Here is a 20,711-nt window from a genome sequence, read left to right on the forward strand (position 1 = left end):
GGGTTCTGTTCGTTGCGGGGTGCGGGCCGGTTTGTGGCTGGTCGCGCCCACGCGGCGGAGCCGCACATCGATGCAGCCCCGCGCCCCTAAAAGCATCTCCCTAGCCCTTTTCCAGATAGGACTGAAAGTTCATGGCAACCCACCCCGAAGCCGCCGCCCTCCTCGCCCGGTCCCGTCGGCTTGGCTCCGATCCCCGTAACACCAACTACGCCGGCGGCAACGCGTCCGCCAAGGGCACCGACACCGATCCCGTCACCGGTGGTGACGTCGAGCTGATGTGGGTCAAGGGATCCGGGGGTGACCTCGGGACGCTGACCGAGGCGGGGCTGGCCGTGTTGCGGCTGGACCGGATGCGGGCGCTCGTCGACGTGTACCCCGGTGTCGAGCGCGAGGACGAGATGGTCGCCGCGTTCGACTACTGCCTGCACGGCAAGGGCGGGGCGGCTCCCTCCATCGACACCGCCATGCACGGGCTGGTCGAGGCCGCGCACGTCGATCATCTGCACCCCGACTCCGGTATCGCGCTCGCCTGCGCCGCCGACGGGGAGAAGCTGACCGCCGAGTGTTTCGGGGACACCGTCGCCTGGGTGCCGTGGCGGCGGCCCGGGTTCCAGCTGGGGCTGGACATCGCCGCCATCAAGGCCGCCAATCCGCAGGCGATCGGGGTCGTGCTCGGCGGGCACGGGATCACCGCCTGGGGAGAGACCGCCGAGGAGTGCGAGAAGAACTCGCTGCACATCATCCGCACGGCGGAGGCGTTTCTCGCCGAGCGGGGGAAGCCGGAGCCGTTCGGTCCGGTGATCGACGGCTACGAGGCCCTGGAGCCCTCGGAGCGGCGCGCACGGGCCGCCGCCCTCGCACCGCACGTCCGAGCCCTCGCCTCCCAGGACAAGCCGCAGGTCGGGCACTTCAACGACTCGGAGCCGGTGCTCGAGTTCCTGGCCCGGGCCGAGCACCCCCGGCTCGCCGCGCTCGGCACCTCCTGCCCCGACCACTTCCTGCGGACCAAGGTGCGGCCGCTCGTCCTGGACCTGCCGCCGACGGCCCCTCTGGAGGAGGCCGTCGCGCGCCTCGAGGAACTGCACGCCGAGTACCGGGACGAGTACGCCGCCTACTACCAGCGGCACGCCCTGCCCGACTCCCCCGCCATGCGCGGTGCCGACCCGGCGATCGTGCTGATCCCGGGTGTCGGCATGTTCTCCTTCGGCAAGGACAAGCAGACCGCCCGGGTCGCCGGCGAGTTCTACGTCAACGCGATCAACGTGATGCGGGGCGCCGAGGCCGTCTCCTCCTACGCCCCCATCGAGGAGTCGGAGAAGTTCCGCATCGAGTACTGGGCGTTGGAGGAGGCGAAGCTTCAGCGGATGCCGAAGCCCAAGCCGCTCGCCACGCGGGTCGCGCTCGTGACGGGCGCGGGCAGCGGGATCGGCAAGGCCATCGCGCAGCGCCTGGTCGCCGAGGGCGCGTGTGTCGTGGTCGCGGACCTCAACACCGAGAACGCTCAGAGCGTCGCGGAGGAGCTCGGCGGGCCCGACAAGGCCGTCGCCGTGACCGTCGACGTCACGTCCGAGGAGCAGATCGCCGAATCGTTCCGGGCCGCGGTGCTGGCCTTCGGCGGTGTGGACCTCGTGGTCAACAACGCCGGCATCTCCATCTCCAAGCCACTCCTGGAGACCTCCGCCAAGGACTGGGACCTCCAGCACGACATCATGGCGCGCGGTTCCTTCCTGGTGTCCCGGGAGGCGGCCCGGGTGATGATCGCGCAGAAGCTGGGCGGTGACATCGTCTACATCGCCTCGAAGAACGCCGTGTTCGCCGGCCCCAACAACATCGCCTACTCCGCCACCAAGGCCGACCAGGCCCACCAGGTGCGGCTGCTGGCCGCCGAGCTCGGTGAGCACGGCATCCGCGTCAACGGCATCAACCCCGATGGTGTGGTGCGCGGCTCCGGCATCTTCGCCGGTGGCTGGGGCGCCAAGCGGGCAGCCGTGTACGGCGTGGAGGAGGAGAAGCTCGGCGAGTTCTACGCCCAGCGGACCATCCTCAAGCGCGAGGTGCTCCCCGAGCACGTGGCCAACGCCGTGTTCGCCCTGACCGGTGGGGAGCTGACGCACACCACCGGGCTGCACGTCCCGGTCGACGCCGGCGTCGCGGCCGCCTTCCTGCGATGAGCGCGAGCGTGAAGTCGTACGCCGCGGTCGACCTCGGGGCGTCCAGCGGACGCGTCATGGTCGGCCGCGTCGGCCCCGACAGCCTGGAGCTGTCGGAGGCACACCGGTTCGTGAACCGGCCGGTCAGGGTCCCGGAGGGCCTGCGCTGGGACATCCTCTCGCTGTACGGCGGTGTCCTGGACGGGCTCAAGGCTGCCGGGCAGGTCGACTCCGTCGGCATCGACAGCTGGGCCGTGGACTACGGGCTGCTGGACGCCGACGGGGCCTTGCTCGGCAACCCGGTGCACTACCGGGACTCCCGTACCGAGGGGGTCGCGCAGAAGGTGTGGGCGATCGTGCCCGCGCCCGAGCTCTATGCGGCGACCGGCTTGCAGTACGCGCCCTTCAACACGCTGTATCAGCTCGTCGCCGACCAACTAACCGGCGCGCAAGGGCTGTTGCTGATCCCCGATCTGCTCACCTACTGGCTGACCGGCGAGCAGGGCACCGAGCTGACCAACGCCTCGACCACCCAGCTGATCGATCCCCGCACGCGCGGGTGGTCGTACGACATCGCCGAGCGCGTCGGGATCGACCTGGGCCTGTTCGCGCCGCTGCGGCAGCCGGGCGATCCGGCGGGACTGCTGCGGCCCGAGGTGCTGGAGGAGACCGGGCTGCGCGGGCCGGTGCCGGTGACGGCCGTCGGGTCGCACGACACCGCCTCCGCGGTGGCCGCCGTGCCCGCGTCCGGTGAGCGGTTCGCCTACATCTGCACCGGCACCTGGTCCCTGGCGGGCCTCGAGCTCCACGCGCCGGTGCTGACGGAGAAGAGCCGGGCCGCCAACTTCACCAATGAGCTGGGGCTCGACGGCACGGTCCGGTATCTGCGGAACATCATGGGGCTGTGGCTGCTCCAGGAGTGCGTACGGGCCTGGGGCGACCCGGATCTGGGCGAGCTGCTCCTTCAGGCGGCCAAGGTGCCTGCGCTGCGGTCGGTGGTGGACGCTTCCGATCCGGTCTTTCTCCCGCCGGGGCGGATGCCGGAGCGGATCGCCGAGGCCTGCCGTGCCTCGGGGCAGCCGGTGCCCGGCTCCCCCGCCGAGGTCACGCGGTGCATCCTCGACTCGCTGGCCCTCGCCCACCGCAAGGCGGTCGAGGAGGCGCAGCGGCTGGCCGACCACCCCGTGGACGTCGTGCACGTCGTCGGGGGCGGGACGCGCAACGCCCTGCTGTGCCAGCTGACCGCCGACGCCTGCGGGCTGCCGGTGGTGGCGGGGCCGACCGAGGCGGCCGCGCTCGGGAACGTCCTGGTGCAGGCCCGGGCCCACGGCCTGGTGGGCGACCTCGCGGGCGGGCGCGAGCTGCTCACCCGTACCCAGCCGATCACGCGGTACGAGCCGCAGGGCGACACCGCGCGCTGGCGCGAGGCACAGGCCCGGCTCGCCGGGGTGTGACCCCAGGGGCTCCCCCGGGCCTCGGCGCCGGGCTACGCTTCACTCATCCGATGATCGACCACAAGGAGCCGCGATGCGTGTCGCCCTGTTCCTGACCTGTGTCAACGACACGCTCTATCCGGACACCGGGCGCGCTGTGGTGAAACTGCTGACCAGGCTGGGCGTGGACGTCGACTTCCCGATGTCCCAGACCTGCTGCGGGCAGGCGCACTACAACACCGGCTACCGGCATGAGGCGGAACCACTGGCCCGGCATTTCTCCGATGTCTTCCGGGACTACGAGGCGATCGTGACGCCGTCCGGCTCGTGCGGGGCGATGGTGCGGGAGCTGTATCCGCGGATGGGTGAGCGGGCCCGGGCCGAGGGGCGCGGGGAGAGCCTCGCGGCCGTGCTGGCGCCCGTGGTGCCGAAGACCTACGAGCTCACGGAGTTCCTGGTGGACGTGCTCGGGGTGACGGACGTCGGGGCGTACTACCCGCACACGGTGACGTACCACCCGACCTGTCACGGGCTGCGGAGCCTCGGGCTCGGCGACCGGCCCCGGCGGCTGCTCCAGGCGGTCAAGGGCCTGGAGCTGAAGGAGCTTCCGGGCGCCGACGAGTGCTGCGGCTTCGGTGGCACCTTCGCGCTGAAGAACGCCGATGTCTCGGCGGCGATGGGCGCGGACAAGGTGCGCAACGCCGAGTCGACGGGCGCCGAGGTGCTGTGCGCGGCCGACAACTCGTGTCTCATGCACATCGGCGGCACGATGGGCCGGCTGGAGTCGGGCATGCGGCCGGTGCACATCGCGGAGATCCTGGCGAGCACGGAGGAGGAACCGGCCGTATGAGCGGGACGTTCGTAGGGATGCCGGCCTTCCCGAAGGCCGCGCACGAGGCCGTCAACAACAAGACGCTGCGCGGCAATCTGCGCCACGCCACGCACACCATCCGCGCCAAGCGGGAGAAGGCCGTCGCCGAGGTCTCCGACTGGGCGGAGCTGCGCGAGGCGGGCAAGCAGATCAAGGACCACACGCTGCGCCATCTCGACCGGTATCTCGTGCAGTTGGAGGAGTCGGTCGTCGCGGCGGGCGGCACCGTCCACTGGGCCGCCGACGCCGACGAGGCCAACGAGATCGTGACCAAGCTCGTCAAGATGACCGGCGAGTCGGAGGTCGTCAAGGTCAAGTCGATGGCCACGCAGGAGATCGGGCTCAACGAGGCTCTGGAGGCCGAGGGCATCCGGGCCTACGAGACCGATCTCGCCGAGCTGATCGTGCAGTTGGGCAAGGACCGGCCCTCGCACATCCTCGTCCCTGCCATCCACCGCAACCGGGGTGAGATCCGGGACATCTTCACGCGCGAGATGAGCGAGTGGGGCCGCCCGGCCCCCGAGGGCCTCACCGACACGCCCGCCGAACTGGCGGAGGCGGCACGGCTGCACCTGCGGGAGAAGTTCCTGCGCGCCAAGGTCGGCATCTCCGGCGCCAACTTCATGGTCGCCGACACCGGCACCCTGGTGGTCGTGGAGTCCGAGGGCAACGGACGGATGTGTCTGACCCTGCCCGAGACGCTGATCTCGGTCGTCGGCATCGAGAAGATCGTGCCGAGCTGGCAGGACCTGGAGGTCTTCCTCCAGACGCTGCCCCGCTCCTCGACCGCCGAGCGCATGAACCCATACACCTCGACCTGGACCGGTACCACCGACGAGGACGGCCCGCAGAACTTCCATCTGGTGCTGCTCGACAACGGCCGCTCCGACACCCTCGCCGACGAGGTCGGCCGTCAGGCCCTGCGCTGCATCCGCTGCTCGGCCTGTCTCAACGTCTGCCCGGTCTACGAGCGGGCCGGCGGACACGCCTACGGCTCGGTCTACCCCGGCCCGATCGGCGCGATCCTCAGCCCCCAACTCCGGGGCACGGCAAGCGAGATCGACGCCTCACTGCCGTATGCGTCGAGCCTGTGCGGGGCCTGTTACGAGGTCTGCCCGGTCGCCATCGACATCCCCGAAGTGCTGGTGCATCTGCGGGAGCGGATCGTGGAGGGCGGGCCGGTGGTCCGCGAGGGCAACAAGGTGGTGCTCAAGCCCGCCAAGGGACACGCGGCCGAGCGGTCGGCGATGCGGGCGGCCCGCTGGGCGTTCTCCCATCCCGGTGTCCTGCGTACCGGCCAGCGGGCGGCCTCGCGGACCCGCCGTTTCCATCCGCGCACCCTGCCGGGTCCCGGCAAGGCGTGGAGCGGCACCAGGGACCTGCCGCCCGTGCCCGCGGAACCGTTCCGCGACTGGTGGCAGCGCACCAACGGCGGCAAGGAGGGCGGCAAGTGAGCAGCAGGGAACGGATCCTGGGCCGGGTGCGGCGCGCGCTGGCCGATGCCCCGGGCGAGGATGCCCCGATCGAGCGGACCTACCTGCGGGAACACGGCGACCGGAGCGTCGAGGAGACCGTGGAGCTGCTGGCCGAGAACCTCGCCGACTACCGGGCCATAGTGCACCGCTGCACGGCGGCCGACCTGCCGGCGACGCTGACCGGGATGCTGGCGGCCCGGGGGGCGAAGACGGTCCTCGTGCCGCCCGGTCTGGAGCGGTCGTGGCTGGCGGAAGCCGACGCCGAGCAGGTCCCGGACCGGGTCGACAGCACTCCGGACGCGCTGGACCGGATCGACAGTGTGGTCACGGCCTGCGCGGTGGCCGTCGCCGAGACCGGCACCATCGTCCTGGACGGCGGCCCGGACCAGGGCCGCCGCCGCATCACCCTCGTCCCGGACCACCACATCTGCGTCGTACGCGTCCCGGACCAGGTCGTCTCCTCCGTGCCGCAGGCCCTCGAACGACTCGACCCGGTACGCCCGTTGACGTGGATCTCCGGTCCGTCGGCGACCAGTGACATCGAGCTGGACCGGGTCGAGGGGGTGCACGGTCCGCGCACCCTGGAGGTGGTGCTGGTGGACACTCAGGCGAGCGCGGAGGTCAACTCGTAGCGTCCGGAGGGGAGTTCGAAGGCCGCGGTACCGCCCTCGAAGCCCAGGTACCGCACCCCCTCGACGTCCGACAGCGCTGTGCCGCCCTCGCGCACGGAGCCTGGGTCGGCCGTGGGGATGTGCAGGGTCGCGGTGCTGTTGGCGGGGATCGCGACCCGGTGCGTGAACTCGCTCTCCCGCACCGCCCACGCGCTGACGATCTCGCCGTACGGCGACCGGTGCGCGCCGGTGACCCGGGTGATCCTTCCGGTCGGGTCGAGGTGGGGCCGCAGGAAGAAGTGCTTGAAGCCCGGGTGGGCCGGGTCCTTGGCGATGCCGGCCATGCTCTCGTACATCCACTCCATGATCGCGCCGTAGGCGTAGTGGTTGAACGAGTTCATCTCGACCGGCCCGAAGCCGTCCTCCTTCGAGTACGAGTTCCAGCGCTCCCAGACCGTCGTCGCGCCGTTCCTCACCGAGTACAGCCAGGACGGCATCGCGTCCTGGTGCAACACCTTGTAGGCCAGTTCCACCTGTCCCTCCTCGGTGAGGACGGGGGCCAGGACATTCACGCCGAGGAAGCCGACGGACAGGGTGTTCTCGGCGTACCCGACACGGGTGCTGTCGGGGTGGGCGGCCTTGTAGGCGGCCGAGTTGCCGATGTTCTCGACCAGGAGCTCGACCAGGGCTCGCCGCTGGTCCTCGGTGTCGTACAGGCCGAGCTTGAGGACCCAGAGCAACGCGGTCTGGCTGTCGTCCTCCGTCCGGGTGGGGCTGCCTCCCGGGGTCCACGGCGGCGGGGAGCCGAGGCTGGAACGCACGGTGAGGCGGCCGTCCTCGGTGCTCAGGTACTTGGTGACGAACGCCCGTTTGATGTGGCCGAAGAGCTTCTCGTAGGCGTGGGCCTCGGCGGTGCGGCCGGTGGCGCGGGCCATGTCCGCCATGAGCTGGGCACTGTGGGCGTAGTAGGCGTCGCTGACGAGCTGGGTGCTGGTGACCTGGAAGGCCAGCCAGTCGCCGAAGACCGCGCCCTGTCCGGCGTAGGTGTCGCCGGTGCGTGCGCGGATCCAGTCCATGTAGGCCGTCATCGCGTCCCAGCTGCGGTCGACGATGGTGGTGTCCCCGCTCATCTGCCACACGGTCCAGGGGAGGACGACCCCGCAGTCCGCCCAACCGCTCGCCGGGACCGGGTCGTTGTAGCGGGCGCCGGGCGCGATCCAGGTGAACTGGGCGCCGTCCGCGCCGTAGGTGCGCTGGGAGTCGATCAGGATGTCCTGGAAGTGGCTCAGGAAGGCGATCGCGTCGGCGTTGTAGAGGCCCGTCCGGGAGAAGACCTGGGTGTCGCCGGTCCAGCCGCAGCGTTCGTCGCGCTGCGGGCAGTCGGTGGGCACCCAGAGGTAGTTGCCGCGTTGGCCCCAACGGACGTTGCTGATCAGCTGGTTGATGTCGGGGTCGTCGGTGTCGACGGTGCCGATGTCGTGGAGGGCGGAGGTGGCGACCCTCCCGGTCAGTCCGGTGAGGGTGACGGTGGCGGTCGTGGTGACGGAGAGGTGCCGGAAGCCGTAGAAGGTCAGGGAGTCCTCGTGGGTCTCGCCGTTCGGGTCGCCCTTGAGGACGTACGTGCTGGCGGCTTTGGCAGTGCGGAGGTTGGCCCGGTATACGGAGCCCTCGGGGCCGTCCGCACCCGCGCTGGTGTCGTTGAGCATCTCCCCCGGCCTGAAGGCGACTTCGGCTCCGGCGGGACCGCGGAGGGTGTACCGGGGGACGCCGACGAGGTTCTGGCCGAGGTCGATCACGGCGGTGTCGCCGGGGTGCAGGGTGAGGGAGGCGGTGGCGGCCTCGGTGGGTTCGGTGACCGTGCGGGCGGGGTCGGCGACGAAGTTGCTGCCGCCGGTGTAGACGGTGATCGATCGCGGCCTGCGGTCCCACTCGGGCATCAGCCGGGCCGACTCGCCCGGGTAGGCGACCAGCCGGGAGTCGGGGAAGCGGGTGGTGAAGTCGTGCTCCTCGGTTCCGGACCAGGCGGAGGCGTCGAAGCCGTTCCCGGTCCAGCCGGGCAGTTCCCGGCGGGCGTCGTAGGTCTGGCCGTCGTAGATGTCGTCGGCACGGTAGGGGCCGGTGTCCGTGGCCCTCCAGTCGTCGCCGGGGGTGGTCACGACGGTCTGGGTGGAGCCGTCCTCGTAGCGGATCAGGAGCTTGGCCTTCAGGGCGAGGCGGTTGCCGGCCTCGGAGTAGTAGACGCTGTTGTCGGAGACGCGGCCGTTGTACCAGCCGTTGCCCAGCACGGCCGCGAGGGTGACCTGCGGCTGCTCCGCCAGCAGGCCGGTGACGTCGTAGGTGAAGTAGCTGACCGTGGTGTCGTAGTTGGTCCAGCCCGGGGTGAGGAGTTCGTACGTGGTGCCGCCGTCCTGGGGCACGGTGACCCGGCGGCCGTTGACGTGGGCCTCGTACACGCCGAGCGCGGAGACGTAGAGCCGGGCCTCGCGCACCTGGCCCGCTGTCAGGGCCGTCTGCCTTCTGAGGAGCGGCGCGCCCGCGCTGTTCGGCGCCTTGCCCGCCATGCTGATCCACTGTGCGCCGTCCCAGCCGGTCACGCCGTCGGTGCTGAGCAGGCCGGTTTCGAAACGGGCCGCCGGGGCCTCGGGGAGCCTGTGGCCGGTCTCGTCCCAGACCTGGACGGTCCAGTGGTAGCGGGTGGAGGCGTGCAGCTCGGGGCCCGCGTAGCGCACGGCCACCGAGTCCGCGGAGTCGGTGCGGCCGCTGTCCCAGACGTCCGCGCGGCTCTCGGCCAGCCGGTCGGGGGTGGACGCGACCAGGATGCGGTACGCCGTCTGCCGCCGGCCGCGGACCCGGGACGCGGTGCGCCAGCCGAATCGCGGGCGGGCCGCGTCCACGCCGAGCGGGTCGGTGCGGTGCTCCACCGTGAGGCCCTCGACGGTGGTGTGCTGGACTCCGTCAGTCATGGCGTGGTCCCTTCGGGGGCTCTGGCGTTGTATCGATTCAGCCGGTTCGCCGGTCGAAGCTACTGGCGAACGGCACGGGTGTCCACTGTTCGCGTCGCGCGTTGAAACCGTTCAAGAACCGGAAAGCGACCTCCCGCGCCGCCGTCACGTCAGCAGTAGACGATCGGGCAGCCGCGCCGCAGGGAGTGCTGGGCGGCGCGCAGGTACAGCGCCACGTAGAACGCGGCGTCCAGGTCCTCGGCCCACGGTCCCGGTCGCGCGGCCGCGACCTCCTTCGCCTGCCCGTCCAGGAACCACATGGTCAGGTCGAGGTTGTCGCAGGCCGCCGGTATCTCGTCCACCGGCAGGGCGACGGCCCGCGTGAGCCGTTCGGCGAGGGCGAGCACCTGCGGGGCGCCGGCGACCATCGTCGTGTCGGCGTAGGCGTTCTCGACCGGCAGCCAAATCTCCTCGTCAAGCGCGAACGGCACCAGCAGCGACCAGTCGCAGAGCATCTCGTACTCCCCCTGCGACAGATGTGCGCGGCACAGCGTCTCGAACCCGTCCATGGGAGGCACCAGCTTCTCCTCGAACGAGAGCCCCGCCCCGCGCACCATCCGCTCCGGTTCATCGGGCACCGACTCGTACGGAGGCAGCCCCCGGCGGCTCAACTCCTCGCCGAGCGCCGCGGCGAGGGTGCCCCGGCCGCCCTCGTCCTCATCCGTGTCGAACCACTCCTGCGCACCCACGCTCACCAGGTAGATCCCCATGCCCGGAAACGTACAGCGCCCCACTGACAACGCCCCGTCCCTTCCCCGGGCGCTCGGTCAGGGGCCGGTCAGCAGGAGGGTGGGCAGGGTCTCCTCCAGGATCCGCTCGCGGGGCAGGGTGAGGCCGAAGTGCCGCTGGAGCACCTCCAGGCAGGCCCGGTGCACGGCAAGGTCTTCGAGTTCGTCGTCGGGCAGGCCGGCCGCGGTGAGCCGCTCCTGGACGGCGGCGACCACCTCGGGATCGCCCTCGGGGCTGCCGTACCCCCAAGTTCCGTCCAGGTGCAGGTTGAACGCGCACATGAGGTTCTCGTCGTGGCGGTAGGCGAAGTGCGGGGGCACCGGCTTGCCGTTCTCCTCCTCGTACTCCAGGTGGAAGACGTGCAGGCCACCGCGGTCGACCGGCCGGCTGCCGGTGCCGAACTCGCCCTGCCAGCCGCCGTACTTGATGACGTACGACCACTCGTCGAGCTCGCCGTGGCGCAGCGCGATGCCGTCCAGGACCTCGCCGTACAGACCTTCCAGCAGGTCCTGCACCTGGCGGCCGGTGAGTTCTCCGATGGCGCGGGGCCGGTAGGGCCGGTGGGCGGTCTCGGCGATCCGCCGCGCCAGGGATTCCGATTCGAGGTCGGGGGCGATCACCACGCTGTAGCCGCCGTACGCGATGGACTGGGGTTCGGCGAGCCAGGCTATTCCGTCGGTCATGGCGGTCAACCCTGCCGTATCCGCCACGGTGGTGTCACTGAGTACACCCCTGAAGACGGGTTCTGGGCCCAATGCCCCCAGGCCCCCGGCTCCGTAGTTTCTTCAACGAGGCACACAGCGTGCCGGACGAAGGGGGACGACGATGTTTCGGACAGGCTCACGACGCACGTACGACACGGGACCCGCCGCCGAGGCACTGCGACTGGTGAAGGTCAGCAGGACCTACGGCACGGACGACAGTGCCGTGACCGCCCTGGACGGGGTCACGCTGAGCCTCGCCCGGGGCACGTTCACCGCGGTGATGGGTCCTTCGGGGTCGGGCAAGTCCACGCTGCTGCAGTGCGCGGCCGGTCTGGAGCGGCCGGACAGCGGGATCGTGCGGGTGGACGGCACGGAGCTGACGGGTGGCGGCGAGGCCGCGCTGACCAGGTTCCGGCGGGGGCGGGTCGGGTTCGTGTTCCAGCAGTACAACCTGCTGGAGACGCTGACCGTCGCCCAGAACACCGTTTTGCCGCTGAAGCTCGCCGGCCGGAAGGTCGACCGGAGGCGGGCGGAGGAGGTCCTCACCTCCGTCGGTCTCGGCGACCGGCTCGGGCACCGGCCCGACCAGCTCTCCGGCGGCCAGCGGCAGCGCGTGGCGATCGCCCGCGCGCTGGTCGCGGACCCCCGGGTGATCTTCGCGGACGAACCGACGGGCGCCCTGGACACCCGTAGCGCGCGGGACGTGCTGCGGCTGCTCCAGGAGGCGGTGCGGGTGCACGGCAGGACCGTGGTGATGGTGACCCACGACCCGGTCGCCGCCTCCTACGCCGACTCCGTGCTGTTCCTCGCGGACGGCCGGCTCGCGGGCCGGATGAACGCGCCGACGCCGGACGCGGTGGCCGAGCGCCTCGCGCACTTGGGCGACGACATGACAGTGGGGGTGTGAGCGATGTTCATGCTGGCGATGCGGTCGATACGGCAACGGCCCGGACGGTTCCTCGCGACCCTGCTCGCCGCCTTCCTGGGCGCGGGGATCATCATGACGTTCAACTCGCTGTACGACACGGCCGGTCGGCCGGGTGTCGATCCGGTGAGCTCGGACACCCTGACCACCTCCGCGAGTGTCGTCGGCGGCTACGGCACCCTCCTGGTGTTCTTCGCCGTGGCGTCGACCTTGACGGTCAACGTGCGTCAGCGTGCCGCTGAGCTGGAGTTGCTGCGCTGTTCGGGGGCGACGCCGGGGCAGATCAGGCGGATGGTCGTGGGCGAGTCCGTGGCGGTCGCCCTGATCGGGGCCGTACTGGCGATCGGTCCGGCGATGCTCGGCGGGCAGGCACTGCTGGAGGTGTTCCAGGACAGCGGCCAGGTCGCGAAGGACGTGGACCACTCCTTCGGTGTCGTCGCGTTGATGTCCGGCGTCGACATCACCCTGGTCGCGGCGGCGGGCGCCGCCTTCCTCGCCGTACGACGGGCCACGCGCCGGCGTCGGCCGCGGGGGCGGGCGCGCACGTTCCTCGCGTACGCGGCGCTCGGCGTCGGGGCCGTGTCGGTGACCTCCACCTTCGCCTTCTCGGCGACGGACGAGGCGCTCATGGCGACGCCGGCCTATGGGGCGATCCTGCTGTCCGTGGGGTTCGCTCTGCTCGCGCCGCGGCTGCTGAAGGGTGTCCTGGACCGGTTGCCGCTGACCGGCGCGAGCGGCTGGCTGGCCGTGCGGAACCTGCGGCGACGGGTGGAGCACCTCTCCGGGATCCTGATGTCGCTGATCCTCTTCACGGCCGTGTCCGTGGCCACGCTGTACATGCAGGGTGTGGAGAGCGACGCCATGAAGGCCTCGGGCGCGGTCAGGACGGTCGACGCGAAGAACCTCCAGACGCTGAACCTCACGGTCGTCGGCATCATCGTGGTGTTCGTGTGCGTGATGCTGGTGAACTCGCTGTACGCGGCGACGACCTACCGGGGCCGGGAGTTCGGCCAGCAGCGGCTGGCGGGGGCGAGTCCGGGGCAGGTGCTGGGCACGGTGGGCGTGGAAGGGTTGATCCTCACGGCGGTCGGGCTGTTCTTCGGCACGGTGGCGGCGCTGGCCGGGATCATTCCGTTCACGGTGGTCCGCAGCGACTCGGTGCTGCCGCACCAGGGGCTCGGCATCTGGCTGGCAGTGGTGGCGATCGCGGCGGCCGCGACGATCGGGACGAGCCTGGTCACGGCCCGCAGGGTGCTGCGTACTCCGGCGGTGGAGGCGGTGGGACTGGCGGCGTGAGGAGCTGCGGGCAGCGGGGGCGCGGGGCGTCACTTCGGTGACGCCCCTTCTTGCTGCCCCGCGTCCACGTCCGCCGGCCTTCGAACACGTTTACAGACGGGGTGAACAAGCGCTTAGATAGTTGGCGGAACGAGTTCGCGCCGCCCTGGAGGCCCCGTTGCTGTTCACATCCGTCGACGACGTCTCCGCACGCCTCGCCGAGACCGGCTACCTCGCCTCGCCCGCGGTCGCGACCACCGTCTTCCTCGCCGACCGGCTCGGCAAGCCGCTCCTGGTCGAGGGCCCCGCCGGGGTCGGCAAGACGGAGCTGGCCAAGGCGGTGGCCGAGGTCGCCGCGGCGCGGCTGGTCCGGTTGCAGTGCTACGAGGGCGTGGACGAGTCCCGGGCGCTGTACGAGTGGAACCACGCCAAGCAGCTGCTGCGCATCAGCGCCGGCCGGGACGAGACCTGGGACGAGGCCCGCACGGACATCTTCAGCGAGGAGTTCCTGCTCCCCCGACCCCTGCTGACGGCGATCCGCGGCGACGAGCCCACGGTGCTGCTGATCGACGAGACCGACAAGGCGGACGTCGAGGTCGAGGGCCTGCTCCTGGAGGTGCTCAGCGACTTCCAGATCACGGTCCCCGAGCTGGGCACGATCACCGCGTCCCGCCGCCCCTTCGTCGTCCTCACCTCCAACGCCGGCCGCGAGCTGTCGGAGGCCCTGCGCCGCCGCTGCCTGTTCCTGCACATCGGGTTCCCCGAGGAGGAGCTGGAGCGGCGGATCGTACGGCTGAGGGTGCCGGGTCTCGACGAGACGCTGGCCAGGTCCGTGGTCCGGGTCGTGGGGGCGCTCCGGGCCATGGACCTGCGCAAGGTGCCCTCGGTCGCGGAGACCATCGACTGGGCGCGCACACTGCTCGCGCTCGGCGCGGACCACCTCGACGAGACGGTCGTACGGGACAGTCTGGGCGTGCTCCTCAAGCACCAGGACGACATCCTCAAGGCGGGGGCCAAGCTCGACCTGGACGCGGTGTGAGCACCGCCGAGCGGCTCACCTCCCTGGTCGGTGCCCTGCGCGCGCACGGGGTGCGCATCGGGACCGGCGAGACGGTGGACGCGGCGCAAGCGGTCGAGGCGCTCGGACTCGCCGACCGCGAGCGGCTGCGGGAGGGGCTGGCGGCGACCCTGCTGCACAGCACGGCCCAACGGCGGGTGTTCGACCCGGTCTTCGACCTGTACTTCCCGCGGGGCATCGGCGCGCCCGGCACCGGTCCCGTGGACCGGGAGGAGCTGCGCGAGCGTCTCACCCAGGCCCTCGCCGCGAACGACGAGACGTTGATGGCCCGTCTCGCGGCGGAGGCCGTCGACGGGTTCGGCGGGTACGGCAACTCCCCTTCCTCGGACGGCTGGTCGTCGTACCAGACGCTCGACCGGCTGCGCCCGCAGACGCTCCTGGCGCGCGTGCGCGACGACGTGCGGGGGCAGGAGGGCATGTCCGGGTTCACCGACCGGCTGCTCGAGGACGAGATCCGGCGGCGCATCGAGGCGTTCCGCGCGCTGGTGGCGGCGGAGGCCCGGCGGCGGGTGGCGGAGCGGCGGGACAGGGACGAGATCGCACGGCGGGCGGTGGCGCCGACGACCGACCGGGTCGACTTCCTGTTCGCCGGGAAGGACCGGCTGGCCGAACTGCGGCGCACAGTGCAGCCGTTGGCCCGCAAGCTCGCCACCCGGCTCGCGGCCCGCCGTCGCCGTGCCGCGCGGGGCAGTATCGATCTGCGGCGGACTCTGCGCGGTTCGTTGTCGACGGGCGGGGTGCCGATGAAGCCGGTGCTGCGGCGGCGTCGGCCGGCCCGTCCCGAACTCGTGCTGCTGTGCGATGTGTCGGGCTCGGTGTCGGGGTTCTCGGACTTCACCATGCTGCTGGTGCAGGCGCTGCACGACCAGTTCAGCAAGGTGCGGGTGTTCGCCTTCGTCAACCGCCTCGACGAGGTCACCCGGCTCCTCCAACACGGGGCGGCCGACGCGGCGGGGCTCGGCGCCCGGATCCGGGCCGAGGCCACGCTCACGGGGTGGCACGGCAGCAGCGACTACGGTGTGGCGCTGGGCGAGTTCGCGTCGCTGTACGGGGACGCGCTGAGCCCGCGCACGACGGTGTTCGTCCTCGGTGACGCCCGCACCAACATGAGCGACCCGAACCTGCCCGCGGTCCGGGAGATCACCGAACGGGCGCGCCGTGTCTACTGGTTGAACCCGGAGGCACGCGCGCAGTGGGGCACGGGCGACTCGGCCGCGTACGAGTACGCCGAGCTGGTGGAGATGCACGAGTGCCGCAATGTCCGCCAGCTCAGCGCCCTGGTGGGGCGGCTGCTACCGATCTGACGAACCGTTCGGGCGGGACGCGGGCGCGCTGGATGCCGTCCAGGCTGGGCCGCGGGTCGACGGATGGCTGCGTTCCGCGCCGCCCTGGCGTGCGGTCGGTGCGGGGCGGCATCTGGGCGGCTGGGCGGCGATCCCGGTCCGCGAATGTGGGGGCGGGGCCATGGCTCGGCGGCACGGTCGTCCACGCCGACGCCCGCACCGACGCTGTCCTGGGGCGGCCGTGCCGGGGGCGAGCCGATACGCGCCGGCCGGGCGCGCAGCGGCACCTGGCCTGCGATCCCCACCCGCGGGCGCGGGCCGAGCCGCCGAACGCCGTCCTCCCTGAGGGCGGCCGCCGATGGGTCGTGCCGGGTGTGCTCAGGCCGTCAACTGGGGGTACAGCGCCGAGAGGTCCGCGGCGAGTCCGGCCTTCACCTGGCGGCTCAGGTCGTCGGCGAGTACCTCGAAGGCACCGGAGGCGATGCCGTCGAGGGCCTGAGCGGCCACGCTCTCGGGGGTGACCTTCGGGGCGTCGACGTTCGCGGTCATGTCCGTGTCGACATATCCGACGTGCAGCCCGGTGACCTCGATGCCGCGCGGCCGCAGGTCCAGGCGCAAGGAGTTGGTCTGCGACCAGAAGGCGGCCTTGGAGGCGCTGTAGGAACCGGCGAGACCGATCCATGACAGTACCGAGTGGACGTTCAGGATGTGGCCGCCGCCGTTGCGCTCGATGACCGGCACGAAGGCGCGGGTGACGAGGAGGGGGCCGTAGAAGTTGGTCTCGAACTCGCGGCGGACGTCGTCGACCGGTGAGTCCAGGAAGTTCGCGTTCACGGACGCGCCGGCGTTGTTGATCAGCAGGGTGACGTCCTGGGCCTGCTCGGCGGCGGCGGCGACGGAGGCGGGGTCGCTCACCTCGAGGGCCAGCGGCACCGCGTCCGGGTGGGTCACGGTCCGCGGGTCGCGGGCGGTGGCGTACACCTTCTTCGCGCCCCGCTCGTACAGCGCGGTCACCAGTGCCCTGCCGATACCGCGGCTGCCGCCGGTGACCAGGGCGACGGAACCTTCGATGGTGGTCATGCGCGTCTCCAGGAACATTGAGAAACTGATTGGTTTACCTACACCGAGTAGAGTAAACCGATCAGTTTCCAATGGCAAGCGAGGGTCTCTCGACGAGGTGTACGGCGAGGCGGACGGGACCTGCGCCGAGTTCCGCCGGGGTCCGGGCCGGGCAGTCCGTCCTGGTGAATGGCGCGCGTCGGGACGTTCGCCGTCCAGATCGCGAAGGCGTACGGCGCCGAGGTGACCGGCGTGTGCGGTGCGCGCAACGTCGAGTTCGTCGGGTCGCTCGGGACGGACCAGGTCGTCGACTGCACCAGGGAGAACATCGCCCGCGCCGGACGCCGCTACGACGTGGCGCTGGACCTGGTGGGCAATCGTTCACTGGGCGATCTGCGGTTGCGTTGGTAAGCCTGGACGACAGCGTCCTCGGCCCGGTGCGGCTCACGCTCCGGGGACTGCTCCTCCCAGGACAATCTCCGGGTCCTTCGGGAAGTCACCGGGGCAGGCCGGATCGCCCCGACCGTCGAGCGGACGGATCCGCTCGACGAGGCGGCCGAGGCCATCCGGCATCTGGAGGTGGAGCACGCGCACGCGAAGATCGTCAATCATCGCGTGAGAGGTGACGGCCGGGACGGACGTGCCTTACTGGCTCTTCGCGTACTCCCTCGCCATGCCACCCGCGAAGTCGTAGACCACGCACTGCTCGTCGCCGACGACCCAGGCATCGTGCCCGGGCCCCGCCACGAAGACGTCACCGGGTCCCACTTCGCCCTCTCCGCCGCCGTCCATGGCGATGTGCATGCGGCCCTGGACCACATAGCCGTTGTGGTGGACCTCGCAGCTCTTGGTGCCCGCGATCGGTGCCACGGACTCGGACCAGCGCCAGCCGGGCTCGAAGGTGCCCACGGCGAAGTCCAGTCCGGACATGTGGACCGCTTCGAGGTGCCCCTTGGGGAAGTCCCTGCGCTCGTCCGGCTTGTCGAGCGTCTTGATCTCGAACATGACGGCTCTCCCTTCCGGCCGTGTTGCAGCACGGCCGGGGCCGGTCTCCGTCTCCCACCCACGCCGGGCGGCACCGGCGGGGGCCGAGCCCCATCCCTCCATCGTCCGCCCGTCCGGCCGGGACTGCCATTCAGGCGAGGCCCCCGCCCGCGCAGAGCCGCGCGAAGCGCTCCGCGTCCACATTGCCGCCGGAGACGATCACCCCGACCCGCTCGGGGAGGTCGCTCACCCGGCCGCTCAGCAACGCGGCCAGCGGGGTCGCGCCGCTCGGCTCGACGACGATCTTCAGTCGCTCGAAGGCGAACCGCATGGCCGCGCGGATCTCGTCGTCGGAGACCAGCGCGATCTCGTCGACCAGCCGTCGATTGACCGAGAAGGTCAACTCGCCGGGCGTGTGCAGGGCCTGTCCGTCGGCGATGGTCTTCGGCACCGGGATGCTGACGCGCCGCCCCGCCTCCAGGGACCGCCTGGTGTCGTCGCCGGCCTCCGGTTCCACCCCGACCATACGGACGCCCGGGTGCAGACCCTTGGCGGCAGTGGCGCTCCCCGCCATCAGCCCGCCGCCCCCGACCGGCGTGAGCAGAGCGCCCAACTCGCCTGTCTCCTGGAGGAGTTCGAGAGCGGCCGTGCCCTGTCCCGCCATCACGTGCGGGTGTTCGTACGGCGGGATGAGCGCCAGGCCCCGCTCGGCGGCCAGGGCCTCGGCGATGGCCTCGCGGTCGCCGGTGTAGCGGTCGTACGTGACGATCTCGGCGCCGTAGCCCTCGGTGGCCGCCCGCTTGGAGCGTGGCGCGTCCTCGGGCATGACGATCACCGCGGTGGTGCCGAGCTCGCGGGCGGCGAGGGCGACGGCCTGGGCGTGGTTCCCGGAGGAGTAGGCGGCGATGCCGCGGCCCAGCTGCTCCGGGGTCAGCCGGGAGGCCGCGTTGTAGGCGCCGCGGAACTTGAAGGCGCCGACCCGCTGGAAGTTCTCGCACTTGAGGAGGACCTCGGCACCGACCAGGGCGTCGAGAGTCCGCGAGCGCAGCACCGGTGTGCGGTGCGCGACGCCCTTGAGCCGGGTGGCCGCGTCCAGGACGTCGTCCAGAGTGACCGGCGGGGTGGCGGTCGTCACGGGTGCCCTCCAGTGGTTGTCATGAAAGCCTTCCCGTGGTCGTCACGAGTGCCCTCCGGTGTTCGCCTGTTTTCTGGACTGGGACAGATAGCTGTAGGCGGAGGCGCGGGAGATCCCGAGCCGTCCGGCCACCTGCTCGATCGCCCGCCGGACCGCGAACACGCCCCGTTCGTCCAGGCTGCGGAACAGGTCCAGGCGTCCGGCGCGGTCGAGCAGTGCCCACGACTGATGCCGGTGCGTATCGAGCATGACGTCGACGACGGAGTCGATGTCGTCACCGAAGGTGGTGACGGGCGGTTCCTCGGGAGGCGCGCCGGTCCCGACCAGGGCTCCCAGCAGGGCATGGACCTCACTCGCCGCGGTGACGTCGACATTGACGCACAGCGCACCGAAGACCGCGCCCGAGGAGTCCCGCAGCAGCATCGTCGAGGACTTGACCAGCTTGCCGGTATCGGTTCGCGTGACGTAGTTCAGCTCGTCGGCCGCCTCGTCGCCGCGGGCGAGCATCCGCATGCCGATCTCGCTCATCGCCCCGCCGACCGCGCGCCCGGTCACCGAGCCGGCAATGGCCACCACCGAGTTCTCCGGCTTCCGGTAGTCGTGCAGAACCACTTCGCACACCGGCCCGAAGGTCGCCGCGATCCCGCCGACGACCGACGTGAGCGCTGCGATGATCGCGTCCCGCTCGGTCTCCATCAGGTCCTCCCACCCCCACCAGTCTCTCTAGACTAGCAATCCAGACACTGGACTACCAGTCCAATTCTGCCCTCCTTCCCGTCTTTGTCCATGGATCTTGACGACCTTGATGTTACCGGTAACATCAGCTCCATGTCCTCGACGCTGGCGCCCGCGCGCACTCCGGTCTTCAGCCCGGTCGCAGTGGTCGCCTCCTGCGTCGGTTTCGTGCTCATCGGCGCGCTCCAGGCGCTGTACGGTCCGGCGATCCCCGCGTTCCGCGAGGAGTTCGGGCTGTCTCCCTCGGCAGCGGGGCTCGGTCTCAGCGCCCATTTCGTCGGCGGGGTGGCCGGCGTCCTGCTGTTCGACCGGCTCTTCGGCCGGATCGGCAACCGGCGGATCCTGGGCGCCTCGTACCTGCTGATGGCGCTCGGCGCGGCGGGTTTCGCGCTCGCGCCGAACTGGCCCACCGCCCTGACCGCGGCGCTGCTCGCCGGTCTCGGTTTCGGCGGCATCGACTACGGCCTGAACCAACTGTTCGCGGTGGGCTTCGGCCACCGGTCCACCGCGATGCTGAACATCCTCAACGCGCACTTCGGAGTGGGCGCGATCCTCGGTCCGGCGCTGATCGGCGTGGTGGGTGCCGAGCACTATCCGGCGGTCTTCCTCGGTTTCGCGCTCGCCAACCTGCCGTTGCTGCTGTGCCTGAAGGGCGTACGCAACCGGGCGCCCCAGCCGTCCGGCGCACCTCCCGACTCCCCCGGCGCGCTCGGCCGCAGCCTGGCCTCGGTGCTCTCGGTGTTCGTCGCCCTCTACGTCCTGCACGTGGGCATCGAGGCGGGCGTCGGCGGCTGGGAGCCCACCCATCTGGAGACCGTGGGATACGGGGCCGGGGTGGCCGCGACCGCCACCTCCGTCTACTGGCTGATGATGACGCTGGGCCGCTTCCTGGTCGCCCCGATCGCCCTGCGGTTCTCGGCGCAGACCATCATCACCGTGTCCTGCGCGGGTATGACGGCCTGTCTGCTCCTGGCGTCCGTACGGGAGTTGGCGCCGTACGCGTATGCGGGTGTCGGGCTGTTCATCGCGCCGATCTTTCCCACCGGCCTGCCCTGGCTGCACCGGGCCGCCCCGGGTGCCCGACGGGCCGGCGCGCTGGTCATCGCCGCCTCGATGATCGGCGGTGTGGCGGCGGGACCGGCGCTGGGCAAGGCCATCGAGTGGTCCGGGATCCGGGCCGTGCCACTCCTGCTGAGCGGTGTCTCGGCGCTGTGCCTGGCCGCCACCCTCTGGCTCGTCCGCAGTACCCGAACCGACTGAAT

The 20,711-nt window shown here is 71.1% G+C and carries 18 protein-coding genes; 11 read left to right on the forward strand and 7 right to left on the reverse strand.

Annotated elements, in window-relative coordinates; genetic code table 11:
* The first annotated feature begins 131 nt into the window (after nt 1-131).
* From ACZ39I_RS07660 to ACZ39I_RS07680, 5 genes are all read left to right on the forward strand, one after another.
* Entirely contained in the window at nt 132-2,171 is a 2,040-nt protein-coding gene (locus ACZ39I_RS07660) for a bifunctional aldolase/short-chain dehydrogenase (RefSeq protein WP_467243546.1), read from the forward strand.
* Nucleotides 2,168-3,604, forward strand: coding sequence for a rhamnulokinase (locus tag ACZ39I_RS07665; RefSeq protein ID WP_467243547.1), 1,437 nt, complete (start codon nt 2,168-2,170; stop codon nt 3,602-3,604). Before ACZ39I_RS07660 ends, ACZ39I_RS07665 begins: the two co-directional genes overlap by 4 nt.
* A 73-nt stretch (nt 3,605-3,677) precedes the next feature.
* Nucleotides 3,678-4,433: a (Fe-S)-binding protein gene (locus tag ACZ39I_RS07670; RefSeq protein WP_467243548.1), complete on the forward strand. Its 756-nt coding sequence runs from the start codon at nt 3,678-3,680 to the stop codon at nt 4,431-4,433.
* Nucleotides 4,430-5,908, forward strand: coding sequence for a LutB/LldF family L-lactate oxidation iron-sulfur protein (locus tag ACZ39I_RS07675; RefSeq protein WP_467243549.1), 1,479 nt, complete (start codon nt 4,430-4,432; stop codon nt 5,906-5,908). The genes ACZ39I_RS07670 and ACZ39I_RS07675 overlap by 4 nt, the downstream gene beginning before the upstream one ends.
* Complete coding sequence (locus tag ACZ39I_RS07680; RefSeq protein WP_467243550.1) at nt 5,905-6,561, forward strand: LutC/YkgG family protein; 657 nt, start codon at nt 5,905-5,907, stop codon at nt 6,559-6,561. Before ACZ39I_RS07675 ends, ACZ39I_RS07680 begins: the two co-directional genes overlap by 4 nt.
* Here ACZ39I_RS07680 and ACZ39I_RS07685 read toward each other — a convergent pair.
* The 3 genes from ACZ39I_RS07685 to ACZ39I_RS07695 form a co-directional block, all read right to left on the reverse strand.
* Nucleotides 6,534-9,503, reverse strand: coding sequence for a family 78 glycoside hydrolase catalytic domain (locus ACZ39I_RS07685; RefSeq protein ID WP_467243551.1), 2,970 nt, complete (start codon nt 9,501-9,503; stop codon nt 6,534-6,536). The two genes, ACZ39I_RS07680 and ACZ39I_RS07685, sit on opposite strands and share 28 nt — an antisense overlap.
* A 149-nt stretch (nt 9,504-9,652) precedes the next feature.
* A complete protein-coding gene (locus tag ACZ39I_RS07690) occupies nt 9,653-10,252 on the reverse strand; it encodes a hypothetical protein (protein ID WP_467243552.1) in 600 nt (199 codons plus the stop codon).
* A gap of 57 nt (nt 10,253-10,309) precedes the next feature.
* The gene (locus ACZ39I_RS07695; protein ID WP_467243553.1) at nt 10,310-10,954 is read right to left on the reverse strand and encodes a hypothetical protein; all 645 of its coding nucleotides are present in this window, start codon (nt 10,952-10,954) and stop codon (nt 10,310-10,312) included.
* A gap of 142 nt (nt 10,955-11,096) precedes the next feature.
* Between ACZ39I_RS07695 and ACZ39I_RS07700 the strand changes: the two genes are divergently transcribed.
* From ACZ39I_RS07700 to ACZ39I_RS07715, 4 genes are all read left to right on the forward strand, one after another.
* Nucleotides 11,097-11,882: an ABC transporter ATP-binding protein gene (locus ACZ39I_RS07700; RefSeq protein ID WP_467243554.1), complete on the forward strand. Its 786-nt coding sequence runs from the start codon at nt 11,097-11,099 to the stop codon at nt 11,880-11,882.
* Nucleotides 11,883-11,885: 3 nt separating this feature from the next.
* A complete protein-coding gene (locus ACZ39I_RS07705; protein WP_467243555.1) occupies nt 11,886-13,196 on the forward strand; it encodes an FtsX-like permease family protein in 1,311 nt (436 codons plus the stop codon).
* A gap of 160 nt (nt 13,197-13,356) precedes the next feature.
* Nucleotides 13,357-14,214, forward strand: coding sequence for an AAA family ATPase (locus tag ACZ39I_RS07710; protein WP_467244354.1), 858 nt, complete (start codon nt 13,357-13,359; stop codon nt 14,212-14,214).
* Entirely contained in the window at nt 14,211-15,557 is a 1,347-nt protein-coding gene (locus ACZ39I_RS07715; RefSeq protein WP_467243556.1) for a vWA domain-containing protein, read from the forward strand. The genes ACZ39I_RS07710 and ACZ39I_RS07715 overlap by 4 nt, the downstream gene beginning before the upstream one ends.
* Nucleotides 15,558-15,914: 357 nt before the next feature.
* Here ACZ39I_RS07715 and ACZ39I_RS07720 read toward each other — a convergent pair whose 3' ends face one another.
* Nucleotides 15,915-16,616 (reverse strand): SDR family oxidoreductase, encoded by a 702-nt coding sequence (locus ACZ39I_RS07720; RefSeq protein WP_403654602.1) that lies wholly within the window; start codon nt 16,614-16,616, stop codon nt 15,915-15,917.
* Between the two features lie 168 nt (nt 16,617-16,784).
* On the opposite strand from ACZ39I_RS07720, the gene ACZ39I_RS07725 reads away from it, so the two are divergent.
* Nucleotides 16,785-17,006 carry a zinc-binding dehydrogenase gene (locus tag ACZ39I_RS07725; protein WP_467243557.1) on the forward strand — a complete coding sequence of 74 codons (222 nt, stop codon included), beginning with the start codon at nt 16,785-16,787 and terminating at the stop codon, nt 17,004-17,006.
* Nucleotides 17,007-17,240: 234 nt separating this feature from the next.
* Here the strand turns inward: ACZ39I_RS07725 and ACZ39I_RS07730 are convergent, their stop codons facing one another.
* The 3 genes from ACZ39I_RS07730 to ACZ39I_RS07740 form a co-directional block, all read right to left on the reverse strand.
* Nucleotides 17,241-17,600, reverse strand: a complete 360-nt coding sequence (locus ACZ39I_RS07730) for a cupin domain-containing protein (RefSeq protein ID WP_467243558.1) — start codon at nt 17,598-17,600, stop codon at nt 17,241-17,243.
* A gap of 130 nt (nt 17,601-17,730) precedes the next feature.
* Nucleotides 17,731-18,714 (reverse strand): threo-3-hydroxy-L-aspartate ammonia-lyase, encoded by a 984-nt coding sequence (locus tag ACZ39I_RS07735; RefSeq protein WP_467243559.1) that lies wholly within the window; start codon nt 18,712-18,714, stop codon nt 17,731-17,733.
* 42 nt (nt 18,715-18,756) lie between these two features.
* Entirely contained in the window at nt 18,757-19,410 is a 654-nt protein-coding gene (locus tag ACZ39I_RS07740; RefSeq protein ID WP_467243560.1) for a helix-turn-helix transcriptional regulator, read from the reverse strand.
* Nucleotides 19,411-19,542: 132 nt separating this feature from the next.
* On the opposite strand from ACZ39I_RS07740, the gene ACZ39I_RS07745 reads away from it, so the two are divergent.
* On the forward strand, nt 19,543-20,709 hold the full coding sequence (locus tag ACZ39I_RS07745; RefSeq protein ID WP_467243561.1) for an MFS transporter: 1,167 nt from the start codon (nt 19,543-19,545) through the stop codon (nt 20,707-20,709).
* Nucleotides 20,710-20,711: the final 2 nt, after the last annotated feature.

It is taken from the genome of Streptomyces sp. NPDC024687 (genome assembly GCF_055559055.1).